Origin of the sequence: uncultured Actinomyces sp. (assembly GCF_963542285.1) — a bacterium.
In the GTDB taxonomy this organism is placed as follows: Bacteria; Actinomycetota; Actinomycetes; order Actinomycetales; family Actinomycetaceae; genus Pauljensenia.
Genome location: NZ_CAUTWQ010000008.1, coordinates 74,785 through 89,155, shown reverse-complemented (window position 1 = coordinate 89,155; position 14,371 = coordinate 74,785). Strand labels below are relative to the sequence as shown.

Here is a 14,371-nt window from a genome sequence, read left to right as displayed (position 1 = left end):
GCCCCCGACAGGACTCGAACCTGCAACCTCGGGATTAGAAGGCCCTTGCTCTATCCATTGAGCTACGGAGGCACGCCTGCCGCAGTGCGATCAGACCTTCATAGTGTACATGTCGTCGCCCGTCACACTTTCCCAAGTTGTGGGCCGCGTGTGCGCAAACGTGGGAAACACTAGATAATGGCTTCATGCTTGAAAGAATGTCTGGCCTTGGAGGCCCCGTGGGGTCAATTCGCTCACGAATGTGCAGCTGAACCGTAATCAGCTGCCGTGGCGCGTATAGCGCCGATCTTTCAAGGAAATGTATGTCTCAGCCTTCTGACTGTTCTTCTGATCTGACCACCCTGTCTTTCGAGGTTATGCCGCCTCGCAAAGAGAGCCTCGTTAAGCCGTTTTGGCAAACCGTCGAGCGCTTACTGTCTGTTTCTCCCGATTTTCTTTCGGTTACCTATGGAGCCGCCGGTCAGGATCGTCACAGTGCACGAGGGGTTGTTCGTAAGCTCGTGAAGGATAGCCCGGTTCAACCGATTGCTCACCTCACCTGCGTGGGAACGACTCCCAGTGAAGTCAGCGAAGTTGTCACCGATTATCTCAACGCCGGTGTTCGAACTTTTCTTGCCCTGCGTGGCGATCCACCGGTGGGGCGTCCAGATTGGCAGCCCTCTCCCGGGGGAGTGTCTTCGGCAACTGAACTTGTGACCTTGATTCGTTCGATTGAGGCTGCTCGTTGTGCGCAGTATCCCGGTGCCGCTTTGCGCGCTGCCTTCAAGCCTTTGACGATTGCAGTTGCCACTTTTCCCGCGGGTAATCCCGCGGTAGGAACTTCGCCGACCCAAGAGATTGAGCGCCTTCTAGTGAAGCAATCTGCGGGTGCTTCCTTTGCGATCACTCAGCTTTTCTGGGAAGTTGACACCTATGTGAACTTCCTTGAGAAGGCACGTTCCAATGGCGTGACGATTCCCATCGTGCCGGGAATTTTGCCGCCAACCGATATTCGGCGAGTAAACCGCATGACCGAACTGACCGGAGTTGTATTCCCCGAATACCTTCGACGCAAGCTCGAATCAGCGTCCTCACCACAAGAAATGTATTCCATGGGAGTGGAAATCGGAGGTCGTCTTGCTCGCGACCTGCATGATTCGGGAGCTCCCGGAATCCACATGTATACCTTCAATAAAGCGGCTCCTGCACTCGATGTGCTTGATGCTGCAGGCCTTGTTTCTGCAAGCCAGTGTTGACCCGTCCATTTCACGATGACAAAGGATAAGTAAATGACTCAATTCCCTACGGCGACCATCCTGGGTTACCCGCGCATCGGTCGTGGCCGCGAGCTGAAGAAGGCGCTCGAAGCCTACTGGGCGGGCCGTATCTCCGCCGATGAGCTTCGCGCGACGGAAGCCCAGCTCCGCAAGACGACTCATGACCGCCTCGCCCAGCTCGGCCTCGGCAAAGATGATGCGTCGATCCCTGAAACTTTCGCTCTCTACGACCAGGTTCTGGATGCGATCACACTTCTGGGCGCGGTTCCCGAGCGCTACCGCTCCTTCGAAGGACTGGATCTGCACTTCGCACTGGCTCGCGGCAATGCGCAGGTTGCGCCGCTGGAAATGACCAAGTGGTTCGATACGAACTACCACCACTTGGTTCCTGAAATTGGCCCCGATACGCCGATTTCTTTCGCTGATCACACCATCGTCGATCGCTTCCTTTCTGCAAAGGAAGAGGGCACCATCGTTCGCCCGGTTCTTGTTGGCCCCGTAACCTTCCTTGCTGTTGCAAAGGCTGATGAGGCAACTCCGGATTACAACCCCTTCAAGCGCCTTGACGACGTCGTTGCAGCCTACGCTGAGGTTCTTGCCCAGCTTGCCGAGGCAGGAGCACCTTGGGTCCAGATCGATGAGCACGCGCTTGCTTCCGACAACCTCCACGTTGAGCGCACGACCCTCATTGAGTACTCGACTCGTGTTTTTGCTGCTCTTGCCAAGCTGGAGAAGCGTCCCGCGATCTTCGCGGCAATCGGTTATGGCGATGGCGCACAGGCTGCAGCCTCTCTTGCCTCCACCGGCATTGAGGCTCTGGGACTGGATCTATGCCGTGGTTCTCTTCCCGAGGCCGGCTCAGTTGACCTGACCAAGGTCGCTCTAGTTGCTGGTGTTGTCGACGGCCGTAATATCTGGCGAACTGATTTGGATAGCGCGATCGCTCGCCTTGATGCAGCAAAAGCCTTGAATCCCGCATCGCTTGCCGTTTCGACCTCGACCTCTTTGCAGCACGTTCCCCATGACACCGCACTGGAGAAGTGGGATGACCCTGTACTCGATGCGAACCTTCACGCATGGCTTGCCTTCGCAGACCAGAAGGTCGGGGAGATTGTCACCCTCGCTCGCGGCGTGAACAATGGTTGGGATTCTATTTCCGAGGCCGTTGAAGCGACCCGAGAGGTTCTGGCTCAGCGCGCTGCCGCACCCGGCGTGGTTCGCCCCGAGCTGCGTGAGCGCGTCGCGCGCTTGACCGAGGCCGATCGTGAGCGTGAAGACTTTGCAGTCCGCGATGAGCTTCAGCGCGAGCGTCTTGGTCTGCCCCTCATTCCGACCACTACCATTGGTTCCTTCCCCCAGACGAAGGAAATTCGTCGAGCCCGTGCCGCTTGGGCCAAGGGTGAGCTCTCTGACGAAGACTATGCGCAGCGTATGCGTGAAGAGATTGAATCAGTGATTCGCCTTCAGGAAAATCTTGGGCTGGATGTTCTGGTCCACGGTGAAGCAGAGCGTAACGATATGGTTCAGTACTTCGCTGAACAGCTTGAAGGTTTCGCCGCAACGCAGAACGGTTGGGTCCAGTCTTATGGTTCGCGATGCACCCGTCCGTCGATCCTGTGGGGGGATGTTGTCCGTCCTCACGCGATGACTGTTGAATGGGCGCGCTACGCGCAGTCGCTGACTGATCACCCGGTTAAGGGCATGCTGACTGGTCCGGTCACCATCATCGCCTGGTCCTTCCCGCGTAATGATTTGCCTTTGGCTCAGGTTGCTGATCAGATCGGTCTGGCTCTGCGCGACGAGGTCACCGATCTTCAGAACGCCGGAATTGCTGTTGTCCAGGTCGATGAACCAGCACTGCGTGAGCTGCTTCCCTTGGATCAGTCCCGTCACGCTGATTACCTCAAGTGGGCTGTGGATTCGTTCCGTCTCGCAACTGCCGGAGTACGTCCCGATACTCAGATTCACACCCACCTGTGCTACTCGGAGTTCGGTCAGATTCTTGATGCGATCTTGGGACTGGATGCGGATGTGACCTCAATCGAGGCTGCGCGCTCACGCATGGAAGTCCTTCCTGAGCTTGCAGAACAAGGCTTCAGCCATGGCGTTGGACCCGGTGTCTGGGATATCCACTCGCCACGTGTCCCTTCGGTTGAGGAACTCACCGAGCTTCTGACCTTGGCTGCTGACTCGATTGAGCTGCGTAACTTGTGGTCGAACCCCGACTGTGGCCTGAAAACCCGAGGCTATGCTGAGACCGAAGAGTCCTTGAAGAACCTTGTTGAGGCGACTCGGATCGTTCGTGAACAGCTTGCGAACTGAGTAGTCCGCTCTTTGTGTGAGGGTGGAAATGCGGGTTTGATTCCCGTGTTTCCACCCTCACATTCTTTCGTTTTGACACATCTGTATCATTCGATAAACTGAAGCCATGACTTTTCACGCGACCATGACCTGCCGCCCCATGTGCGGCTCCATGTGCTCGCGAATGTGTATGTGATTGACCTTTCAACCCGTCGATCGCTACCGCTCAAGGAACCACGCTGACTGTGGTGTATGCGGTACCAAAATAGTTTGGATACATCATGGCTCTTGTTTACACCCCTGAAACCGTCACTTCTTCTGTTTCTACTTCTTTCGAAGAATTCCTCAATATTTTGGCCGGACTGAAGCTCTCACCGGCATCGACGCATATCGATCTTGATCACCGTCGCCTAGAGGTGTACGGGAATTCGGTCAAGCTCTCCAACAGGGAATACGAACTCTTGGCCTACCTTGCAGGACATGCCGATGAGATTGTTTCCCGAGAAGAACTGCTGGAATCGGTATGGTATGGCGAAGGTCTTGAATCCCAAACTCGCACTATCGATGCGCACATCCGTCGTCTTCGCGCTAAGCTTCCCGAAGCTGATCTCATCTCAACCTTGCGAGGCCAGGGCTATCGCTTCAACTCAACTCCGAACGTCCGCGTGAGCAATACCCGAGTCCATGCCCTTGCAGCATAAATACACCCGGCTAGGAGGGGAATTCCCTGAGATCCTGCCGGGTGTTGAGGGTGAAGTGCTTAGATCACCAAACGATAAATTTCAGAGTCGGGACGCAGCTCTTCAACGTGGAGGGGAGACGCCTCCATGCGTGCACGCAGACCTGTAATATCTTCTCGATCAGCCAAGTCGATCCCGACCAATGCCGGTCCCGAATCGCGGTTGTTTTTCTTCGTGTACTCGAAGTGAACAATGTCGTCGCTAGGCCCCAAAACATCTTCGAGGAAGCTGCGAAGTGCACCGGGCTGTTGGGGGAAAGTGACGAGGAAGTAGTGACGCAGGCCCTCATGTCGCAGTGAGCGTTCCATGATTTCCGCGTAGCGCGTCATATCGTTATTTCCACCGGAAACGATTGCGATAATCGCTCCTTCTTTTCCTCCCAAAAGTTCATTGCGTTGCTCTGCATCGGAGAAATACATGCGTGCCGCAGCAGAGGCCAATGCGCCTGCCGGTTCCGCGATCACGCCGTCGGAATGGTACAGATCAAGCATTTCCGTACAGACAGCCCCTTCGGGAACAACCAAAATGTCGTCGACCAGCTCCTTAACAATCGAGTAGGGAAGCTCACCAGCACGCCCAACGGCGGTTCCGTCGACGAATGGATCAACAGTGGGCAATGAAACAATCTGATCCGCTTCCATTGCTGCGGCCATAGACGCGGCACCCGTGGGCTCAACGCCATAGATCTTGATATCGGGGAAACGCGAACGGATCCACGTTGCGATACCTGAGAGCAAGCCGCCGCCACCGACTGGGACCAAAACTGCCGCTGCCTCGGAAAGTGCCTGCTCTTCCAATTCAACAGCGATTGTGCCCTGACCGGCAATGGTGCAGGGGTCATCGTAGGGATGGACGTAGGTGCGTCCCGAATGACGCGCGGCCTCTTGAGCCTGCGCATTGGCACGGTCGAATGTTCCATCGACAATGACTTGTTCCACCCAGTCACCACCAATGGTTTCAATGCGCTGGCGCTTCTGCTTGGGTGTGTTCGAGGGAAGGTAGATGGTTCCTCGCACCTTGAGCTGCGCGCACGCATAGGCCAAGCCTTGCGCGTGGTTACCTGCGGATGCACAGACAACACCTCTGCGACGTTCTTCTTCGCTCAGGGTACTCATTCGGAAATAGGCGCCGCGTACCTTAAAAGAACGGCACTTTTGCATATCCTCGCGCTTGAGATAGACCGGTAAGCCGATAAGGTCACTGAGTCGCTCTGAGAGCATGACCGGCGTTTTCTCTACGACCTCACTCAGAATGTCTGAAGCCTGAGCGATGAGTTCAGGAGAAAGTGGGAACTGGTCCGTTGTCATGCGTACTCCTAGTGTCGTAGTCAGGTTTATCGTAGCTCAGCAAACCGGCGTGGACTTTGAGAGGCCAGACAGTGAAATCCTATTCATGCGCTTACACTTAAAGCTGTGAGTGATTTGAAAGAACCATTGGTATGGATCGATTGCGAGATGACTGGATTGGATGTCACTCGTGATGCTTTGATCGAAGTAGCGGTTGTGATCACCGATGCGGATCTCAATATTGTCGATCCCGGTATTGACGTCTTGATTACCCCTCCGGCTGAAGCCTTGGAGGGAATGAATGATTTTGTTCGCCAGATGCACACGTCATCTGGCCTCTTGGATGAGCTGCCTTCCGGAACCACCATGGAAGATGCTCAGCAGCAGGTTCTTGACTATATCCGACGTTTTGTTCCCGTCCCGAAAAAGGCGCTGCTTGCAGGAAACTCAGTGGGGACAGACAAGATGTTCCTTGAGGCCAATATGCCCTTGGTGATTGATCACCTTCACTACCGTCTGGTTGACGTTTCCTCGATTAAGGAATTGGCTAAGCGCTGGTACCGCAAGGCTTTTGAGGAAGCGCCCGTTAAGCACGGCGGACACCGCGCCTTGGCAGACATTCTTGAGTCAATCCAAGAACTTGAATACTATCGCCGCGTTCTTTTCCCGCGGGAGCCAATTACTCGCGAACACGCCCGTGAGGTTGCGCGTGAAGTGGTTGAACTTGGTATTCCAAAGATTGGCGAAGAAGAGAACTAATCACCAAAGTTATCCACAGAATGTACCGGTATCGGCGTTTTCTACAGACGCTGCTACCGGTCTTTCTTTAGGTCCTCTTCCCCTGCACAGTGGGTACATCCCCATGTTGGGGGTCTAGAAAGAAAGGACAAATAATGGATAACCAAGGAAGCGTTGTTCTTCGCGGTCGGGTCGGCTCGGATCTGAGCAGTATGAGTGCGCAAAATGGAACTAAAGGTTTGCGCTTTCGGATGGCTGCTCCGCAGTGGCGCATCACGGATGCCGGCCAATACGAAGAGCGTGAGCCGAAGTGGTACACAGTGTGTGTATGGGATCGTTTAGCGCAAAATATTGCGCGAAGTGTCCAGAAGGGGACTCCCGTGATTGTGTGTGGGCGACCCAGTGCTCGCGGATGGTTAGGCCCAGATCAGCAGGTCCGAAGCGAACTGGTCATTAATGCCAGTTTTATGGGAATCGATTTGGTGTTTGGTCCGGCTGTCGCTCTCAAACCTCAACATCCAAGTAACAATGTCACCGAGTCTTCAAGTGCTCCAGCAGAAGAGTTCGCTGCGGATACTGGAGAATCAGAGCAGGTTTCTTCTGAAAGTCAACATATTCTGGCACAAGACGATGATCTGACTCGTGATCGTTGGGAGAACGGTCCGCAATCAACTGATGAAAGTGATGCGGCATAGTCCTCGTAGATGTCAAAAACATGCGCCGTGCCTTAGCATTAAGGGGTCTGCCGCATAGTCGGCGTTATGTCACGTGATCCTGAACGGAGAATCCATGGCGGAGTTCATCTACCAAATGATTAAGGCTCGTAAAGCCATTGGTGACAAAGTCATCCTCGACGATGTCACCATGGCTTTCTACCCGGGTGCGAAGATCGGTATGGTCGGACCTAACGGTGCCGGTAAATCCTCGATCCTCAAAATTATGGCTGGCTTGGATGAGCCCAGTAATGGCGAGGCGCGCCTGAGCCCCGGGTACACCGTCGGAATCCTTATGCAGGAGCCCGAATTGGATGATTCCAAGACCGTTCTTGAGAACGTGCGTATGGGTGCGGCTGATACCTTTGCCAAGCTCGCCCGTTTCAATGAAATCTCTGAAGAAATGGCCAATCCTGACGCAGATTTCGATGCCCTCATGGAAGAGATGGGCAAGCTTCAAACAGAAATTGATGCTCTCAATGCGTGGGATATCGATTCGCAACTCGAGCAAGCGATGGATGCATTGCGATGCCCGCCGCCGGATCAGCCTGTCAGTGTCCTTTCCGGTGGTGAACGACGCCGAGTAGCTTTATGTCGTTTGCTTATTGAGGCTCCCGATCTTCTGCTTCTTGACGAACCGACGAACCACCTCGATGCCGAGTCAGTGCTCTGGTTGGAAAAGCATCTGTCGACCTACCCGGGCGCAGTGATCGCTGTGACCCACGATCGCTACTTCCTCGACCATGTCGCTCAGTGGATTGCTGAGGTTGACCGCGGTCACCTGTACCCCTACGAAGGTAACTACTCGACTTACTTGGAGACGAAGGAAAAGCGTCTCCAGATTCAGGGCCAGAAGGATGCCAAGCTCGCTAAGCGCCTGAAGGAAGAACTTGAATGGGTTCGAACCAGTCCTAAGGGACGCCAGGCAAAGTCTAAGGCGCGTCTGGAGCGCTACGAAGAAATGGCTGCCGAGGCCGAACGCAGTCGAAAGCTTGACTTCGAAGAGATCCAGATCCCGCCGGGGCCCCGCTTGGGTAACATCGTCATCGAAGCGACAAACCTTAAGAAGGGTTTTGGGGATCGTATTTTGATCGATGGCCTGTCGTTCTCGCTGCCGCGAAACGGTATTGTCGGTGTGATTGGTCCTAACGGCGTGGGTAAGACCACTTTGTTCAAGACCATTGTTGGTCTTGAACCTCTTGACGGGGGAGAGCTCACCATCGGCGAAACTGTCAAGCTCAGCTATGTCGACCAGAACCGCGCGGGTATTGATCCCAACAAGAGTCTGTGGGAAGTTGTTTCTGACGGCTTGGACTACATTCAGGTGGGCAATGTCGAAATGCCCTCGCGTGCTTACGTTTCTGCCTTTGGTTTCAAGGGCGCCGACCAGCAAAAGCCTGCGGGCGTTCTTTCCGGTGGTGAGCGTAACCGACTGAATCTCGCGCTCACCTTGAAGCAGGGGGGAAACCTCTTGCTGCTGGACGAACCGACCAACGACCTCGATGTTGAAACTCTGTCCTCTTTGGAAAATGCGCTTCTGGAATTCCCCGGTTGTGCGGTGGTCATCACCCACGATCGTTGGTTCCTTGACCGCGTGGCAACCCACATCCTTGCCTGGGAGGGAACCGAAGAGAACCCTGCCTCGTGGTACTGGTTTGAAGGTAACTTCGAGTCCTATGAGAAGAACAAGATCGAACGTTTGGGATTGGATGCAGCAGCGCCTCACCGCGTGACGCACCGTAAGCTCACTCGCGACTGATCCTAGGATTCAAACTCAATGGGAGGGGGTGGCTTTGCTGCCCCCTCCCACGGTTTTTGAAGTCAGTCAATAAATAAATCCGTGCAGTTTCTGCCGTTGGCTGTACTTGTTCAGGTGCTCGTGCCTGCGTACGGATTAGCCCTATGCCATTCCACTCATTGGTTTGCCAGTCTTGGGATCAACCCCAAATCCCCAGTGACTTGATGTGTGCCCTTCACTAGGAACGCGGAGCATCGCCTCTTGAGTAGCGTGGGCGACAAGGGTCCCCGTCTCGGTGAAGATTGAGCATTCGACAAGCACTCGGCCGTTCACGACTTGGGTGCAGCGCTGGTCGAAGAGAAGCCAGTCATTGATGTCAACATCGTGATGGAACCACATCGCATGGTCTAAAGATGCTGCAACCAATCCGGGGGTCATCCATGACATTCCCAGAACACGAAGCGCAGGCTCTAGCATGACTTGGTCAACGACATAGGTAAGAAGTGCGCGATGAACGTGCTGAATTGTTTCGGAGGGAATCTCGGCGCGAGGCTTCATCCAGAGTCTCTGCGTTGGTAGTTTCAGTGGGTCCGCTTTTGTGTAGAGACTCTGGCCAATATGACGTACGTCGAAGGCAGCAGTTTTTCCAAGGAATTTGCCAACGGGATGGTCCATTAGACGGAAGATCTCCAACGCTGATCGACATTCACTCGCGGCAGGTACCTCAGGCGCATCGGGGGAATAAGAGGGCGCAGCTTCGGGGCCTTGGAATGAGACACTCATTGTGAGAATTTCGCGAGTGTCTTGGAAGCAAGATACGGAACGGTTGGAAAATGAACGACCATCAAGAACGCGTGTGACGTCTAGACTGAACGTCTTTTCAGGATCCCCACCTCGGACAAAATAAGCGTGGAGAGAATGGGGCAGCCTCTCAATCGGGACAGTTGCACTTGCGGCCAGCAGTCCTTGGGCCAAAACCTGGCCGCCGTAAACCCTGCGTACCTGGGGGAGTGAACGTGCAATAAACGAATCATCGCCGTTTTCCTTCAGGCTGAGAATTCTTAAGACTGAAGCGACTGGTTCAGTCGAAATTGTGGGAATAGGCAGCGGCGTAGTCATGGCTATATTGTCTCCAATTTTGCAGATAAATAGCAGTGCATTTCTGTATCACAAGTTGCAGAAAGTGACGTATTGCACCAAATTGCTTCGCTCGTATATATTGTGAGTGATAGGTCACTTGTTTCTGAAAGGGGATTAGGCGTGGAAACGGCAGCGCTTCTTCTCCAGTCTCTGGGGGGAACATCAAATATCCAAGATATTGAACCGTGCATGCTGCGTATTCGGATTGAAGTGAGGTCGCCTGAAAAGGTTGATGACATGGGCCTTCGTCTTCCTGAAGTTCTCGCAGTTGTACGTTCGGGACACGTGATCCAAATTGTTCTCGGAGCAGGGGCTGGGAAGATCGCCTTGCAGATGCTTCACCTGTGTCTACCGCAGGATGTGTCTGCTGGCACACAAAGATCAGTCTCACCTGCTCTTCTCTAGCCCATAAAATAGAAGAGCATTGCTGTATTTCAGAGGGGACCTTATGGCAAGTCAGACGGTAACAGAGCGCCTGCGTGAACTCGCTGAGACCGTGGGGGTCTCTACCGGTTTCTGGGATTGGTATGGAAACTGGAAGCACGTTCAAGATGCCTCCCTCGTCGCAGTGTTGAATTCATTGGGTTTTTCGCTCTCTTCAGAACCTTCGCAGAGCGAAATTGATGACGCTTTTCGTCACAATGAAGATCTTGTTTGGTTGGCACCCCTTCCTCCCACTACGGTGTGTCGCCAGGGAAACGAGGCGGAGATCCCTGTTCACGTTCCTCACGGGATGGGCGTTTGGTGCCACGTTGAGACCGAAAATGGGCAGCATCATGAGCTTCAGCAGCTTGACCGTTGGATTCCGCCGCGGATGGTCGACGGAAATCTGATTGGGCGTGCCACGTTTAAAATTCCGAATTGGTTGCCTCTTGGATGGCATCGGATTGTTGCACGCCATGAAGATGGAAGTGAATGCTCGTCAACCTTGGTTGTTGTCCCGCAGCGACTTTCCACTCGTCTCGATGATGGTCACAAGCGTTGGGGAGTTGCGGCTCAACTGTATTCGACCCGTTCAAGCGGTTCCTGGGGAATCGGGGATACGCAGGACCTGGCGGATCTAGTCGCGATTGTTGCGCGTAATGGTGCAAACTTCCTACAAATCAATCCTCTGCATGCCCCGCAGCCCGGATTCCCGCAGGAGAATTCGCCCTACCTTCCCGTGTCGCGTCGCTGGGCCAGCCCCCTCTATATTCGTCCTGAAGCCATCGATGAGTATGTGCACATGGACAGCAAGGAACGAGGGGTAATTACACGCTTCGCTCATGCGTCCCGTAGCCATGAGGATATTGTCGACCGTGACCTCTCATGGAAATCAAAGCTCAAAGCGCTGCGTAAGATTTTCGAACTCCCTCGATCGATTAGTCGTCAGGCGCAGTTTGAACGCTTTTGCGCTCAAGGCGGGGAGTCTTTAGAGAATTTCGCACTGTGGTCCGCTTTGGTCTTTGAAAATGGCGATATTGACCTTCCGCAGCGCTACTCCTCGATTGAGTCTCCGGGTGTCGAGCAAGCGCGTCAGCGTCTCGCCTCTGAAATCGAGTTTTGGCAGTGGTGCCAGTGGATCGTTTTCGACCAGTTGATCCGCGCTCAAGACGCTGCTCGCCGTTTGGGAATGGATATGGGGATCATGTCTGACCTGGCGGTGGGAGTGCACTCAAAAGGCTCGGAAATTTGGTCGATGCCGGATGCCTTCGCTCCGGGTATGAGTGTTGGTGCGCCGCCGGATATGTACTCTCAGCAGGGACAAAATTGGGCGCAGCCTCCGTGGTCACCTCGCTCCCTCGCACAGATGGGCTATGCCCCGCTTCGGGATATGTTGCGCTCTGTGCTCTCGTACGCGGGTGCAGTGCGTATTGATCATATTCTTGGTCTCTTCCGCTTGTGGTGGATCCCTGAAGGGATGGGTGCACAGGCCGGTGCTTACGTGTCCTATGATCACGAGGCCATGGTGGGCATTGTGCTGCTCGAGGCTCAGCGGGCCGGTGCGGTTGTCATTGGCGAAGACTTGGGAACCGTTGAGCCTTGGGTTCGCGGTTATCTCAATGATCGTGGAATCTTGGGTACTTCCGTTCTGTGGTTTGAGAAGGAAGGCAGTGGATGGCCCCTCTGGCCGGATCGCTACCGTCGATCGTGCCTTGCGGCAGTAACAACTCATGATTTACCTCCTACATTGGGCTATCTAGAAGGTGCTCACACCGAACTGCGCCATAAGTTGGGACTCTTGGTCGAAGACCTCGATCAGGTTCGCGATGCGGATCGCATCGAGCGTGAAAGAATGGTCTCGCGCCTGAAAGAAGGTGGCTTCATTCACGAAGATCACCCCAGTGATGAAGAACTTGTTCTTGCGATGCACGCCTACCTTGCTGCGTCTCCTGCACTTCTTTTGGCTGTTTCTTTGGTGGACGTTGTTGGTGAGAAATTGCCGCAGAACCTACCGGGTACGAACGCTGAGTATCCGAATTGGTGCATTCCACTTCATGCGTTTAATGGCAAAGAAGTCTTGATTGATGACATGGTGCATTGTGAGCGTGTTAAGCGATTCTTGACCAGTGTGGATCGCTACATTCGCTAGAAATTAGCTACTTTGTGGTGCCCTGCGTACAACTGCGCAGGGCATCATCGTATCTAGGCGTGAACCGGGCACGGTTAAGAGCTCGCATAGTGTTTGTGGCGGTTGCATAGCAATCACCACAACGTCAAGGTCGTATCCCGCTTGGCGCGCTGGACGAAGATCCCATGTGATGAGCGGGCTTCCAGCATGAACGTGCTGTCCTAGTTGATGGGGGGCTGAAAAGCCTTCGCCTTTGAGCAGCACTGTGTCGATCCCCGCATGTATCAAAATGCTCAGGCCATCAGGTGTCGTCAGCGCGCAGGCATGAGGAAGCTGATGAGTGAGCGTCCCATCTATAGGCGCGAGTATGTTAAGAGTGTCAACCTCATCGGGGGAAATCGCGAAACCTGGCCCCATGATCTCTTGGGCGAAAACTGGATCTGAGAGTTCGGCTAAGTTTCGCAGGGTTCCGGGGATAGGGGAGAGGAGCTGAAGACTCACTTCAGCGTGTTGATTTCCTCTGCGATTTCCTCTGCCTGTGGCCCCATGACGATCTGCGCGTGCGAGCCGACGACTACGACACCGAAGGCGCCTGCCTTACGCAACGCGGCCTCGTCGATCTTCGAATCATCTTTAAAATCAACGCGGATTCGGGTGATGCAATGCTGAAGGTCGGTCAGGTTATCCCAGCCCCCCAGTGCATTCAGGATTTCTTGCGCTTGGCTCATAATTGCCTCCCCATTGCGAATTAGCCCTTTCACCAAGGATAGCCCGAAAAGCGCCATGTTTTCATAATATTTCGCTCAGAAAGAGCGCTTCATGCACTATCATTCAACAGGTGGAACCAAGTTTTGTGCTCACCGTTGTCATTCCCTCGTATAACGCTCAGGAATACCTTGATCGTGCTGTTTCTTCGGTGCGTGGATTTGACCAGGTTGAGGTGCTCATCGTTGATGATGGATCAACCGACGCCACAGCTGCGATTGCTGATGGATTGGCCCAATCGGATCCAGATCATATCCGTGTCATTCATCAGGAGAATGCTGGCCACGGCGGCGCTGTTAATGCAGGTATTTCGGGTGCTCGTGGGCGCTACCTCAAAATTCTCGATGCAGATGACTGGTTGGATCGCATAGCACTTAAGCGTGCCCTTGAGCGCTTGGAGCTTCGCGAAGCTCAGGGTGAACCCTTGGATCTTTTGGTTGCCAATTATGTGTATGAGAAGCAGGGGAAGAGTCATAAAGCAGTCATCCGCTACGGAAATGTGATACCTAGGGATCGCGTGATCTCTTGGGATCAGATTCGCCGTTGTCGGTATGACCAGTATCTGATGATGCATGCCTTAATCTTGCGGACAGATTTGGTGCGTCGCTCCGGTCTGGTGCTTCCTGAGCACACCTTCTATGTTGATTTTATTTACTCTTTTGTTCCGGTTATTGATGTCCGTACTTTTGAGTATCTCGATGTTGATCTTTACCGCTATTTCATTGGGCGTGATGATCAATCGGTCAACGAGCAGGTCATGATTTCGCGTGTTGATCAATTGCTGCGGGTGAATGCGGCGATGGTTGATGCCATTCCAGCTCCTGATGAGGTTCCGCCTCATCTGTACCGCTATCTCGTCCACTATCTGCGTATCAACTGTGTCATCTGCACAGTGATGCTTTTGCGCTCGGGAACTGAGGAGAATGCCGCCCGTAAGGATGAACTCTGGGAGCAGCTTCAAACGAAGAAGCCGGAAGCCTATGACGCAGTACGTAAAGATCTGCTTGGACGCTTGATTGCGATGCGCTCAAAGGCGGGACGTACGGTGATTATGGCTGGTTATCACATTTCTCAGTGGGTGTTGGGATTTAACTAGAGCCAGGCAGTCCATTTGACTTGAGGTGTGACCACCCTCTTTAATGG

The 14,371-nt window shown here is 53.9% G+C and carries 13 protein-coding genes and 1 tRNA gene; 9 read left to right on the top strand and 5 right to left on the bottom strand.

Annotated elements, in window-relative coordinates:
• Positions 1-72, bottom strand: a tRNA-Arg gene (locus RW023_RS05140).
• A gap of 230 nt (positions 73-302) precedes the next feature.
• On the opposite strand from RW023_RS05140, the gene RW023_RS05135 reads away from it, so the two are divergent.
• From RW023_RS05135 to RW023_RS05125, 3 genes are all read left to right on the top strand, one after another.
• Entirely contained in the window at positions 303-1,235 is a 933-nt protein-coding gene (locus tag RW023_RS05135) for a methylenetetrahydrofolate reductase (RefSeq protein WP_315580187.1), read from the top strand.
• Positions 1,236-1,268: 33 nt separating this feature from the next.
• Positions 1,269-3,578, top strand: coding sequence for a 5-methyltetrahydropteroyltriglutamate--homocysteine S-methyltransferase (metE, locus tag RW023_RS05130; RefSeq protein WP_315580186.1), 2,310 nt, complete (start codon positions 1,269-1,271; stop codon positions 3,576-3,578).
• 260 nt (positions 3,579-3,838) lie between these two features.
• The gene (locus RW023_RS05125; RefSeq protein ID WP_315580185.1) at positions 3,839-4,258 is read left to right on the top strand and encodes a winged helix-turn-helix domain-containing protein; all 420 of its coding nucleotides are present in this window, start codon (positions 3,839-3,841) and stop codon (positions 4,256-4,258) included.
• 59 nt (positions 4,259-4,317) lie between these two features.
• Here the strand turns inward: RW023_RS05125 and ilvA are convergent, their stop codons facing one another.
• Entirely contained in the window at positions 4,318-5,604 is a 1,287-nt protein-coding gene (gene ilvA / locus RW023_RS05120; RefSeq protein ID WP_315580184.1) for a threonine ammonia-lyase IlvA, read from the bottom strand.
• Positions 5,605-5,730: 126 nt separating this feature from the next.
• Between ilvA and orn the strand changes: the two genes are divergently transcribed.
• The 3 genes from orn to ettA all read left to right on the top strand — a co-directional run bounded on the left by orn (position 5,731) and on the right by ettA (position 8,793).
• On the top strand, positions 5,731-6,342 hold the full coding sequence (orn, locus tag RW023_RS05115) for an oligoribonuclease (RefSeq protein ID WP_315580189.1): 612 nt from the start codon (positions 5,731-5,733) through the stop codon (positions 6,340-6,342).
• A 134-nt stretch (positions 6,343-6,476) separates the two neighbouring features.
• Positions 6,477-7,016, top strand: a complete 540-nt coding sequence (locus RW023_RS05110) for a single-stranded DNA-binding protein (protein ID WP_315580183.1) — start codon at positions 6,477-6,479, stop codon at positions 7,014-7,016.
• A 94-nt stretch (positions 7,017-7,110) separates the two neighbouring features.
• The gene (gene ettA, locus RW023_RS05105; protein ID WP_315580182.1) at positions 7,111-8,793 is read left to right on the top strand and encodes an energy-dependent translational throttle protein EttA; all 1,683 of its coding nucleotides are present in this window, start codon (positions 7,111-7,113) and stop codon (positions 8,791-8,793) included.
• Positions 8,794-8,934: 141 nt separating this feature from the next.
• On the opposite strand, the gene RW023_RS05100 is transcribed toward ettA, so the two are convergent.
• Entirely contained in the window at positions 8,935-9,891 is a 957-nt protein-coding gene (locus RW023_RS05100; RefSeq protein WP_315580181.1) for an acyl-CoA thioesterase domain-containing protein, read from the bottom strand.
• A gap of 141 nt (positions 9,892-10,032) precedes the next feature.
• Between RW023_RS05100 and RW023_RS05095 the strand changes: the two genes are divergently transcribed.
• A complete protein-coding gene (locus tag RW023_RS05095; RefSeq protein ID WP_315580180.1) occupies positions 10,033-10,317 on the top strand; it encodes a PTS transporter subunit EIIB in 285 nt (94 codons plus the stop codon).
• A gap of 43 nt (positions 10,318-10,360) precedes the next feature.
• Positions 10,361-12,484 (top strand): 4-alpha-glucanotransferase, encoded by a 2,124-nt coding sequence (gene malQ / locus RW023_RS05090; RefSeq protein WP_315580179.1) that lies wholly within the window; start codon positions 10,361-10,363, stop codon positions 12,482-12,484.
• Positions 12,485-12,487: 3 nt separating this feature from the next.
• Here malQ and RW023_RS05085 read toward each other — a convergent pair whose 3' ends face one another.
• Both RW023_RS05085 and RW023_RS05080 read right to left on the bottom strand, forming a co-directional pair.
• A complete protein-coding gene (locus RW023_RS05085) occupies positions 12,488-12,964 on the bottom strand; it encodes a PTS glucose transporter subunit IIA (protein WP_315580178.1) in 477 nt (158 codons plus the stop codon).
• Positions 12,961-13,191, bottom strand: coding sequence for a PTS transporter subunit EIIB (locus tag RW023_RS05080; RefSeq protein WP_026066556.1), 231 nt, complete (start codon positions 13,189-13,191; stop codon positions 12,961-12,963). The genes RW023_RS05085 and RW023_RS05080 overlap by 4 nt, the downstream gene beginning before the upstream one ends.
• 125 nt (positions 13,192-13,316) lie before the next feature.
• On the opposite strand from RW023_RS05080, the gene RW023_RS05075 reads away from it, so the two are divergent.
• Positions 13,317-14,324 (top strand): glycosyltransferase, encoded by a 1,008-nt coding sequence (locus tag RW023_RS05075; protein ID WP_315580177.1) that lies wholly within the window; start codon positions 13,317-13,319, stop codon positions 14,322-14,324.
• Positions 14,325-14,371: the final 47 nt, after the last annotated feature.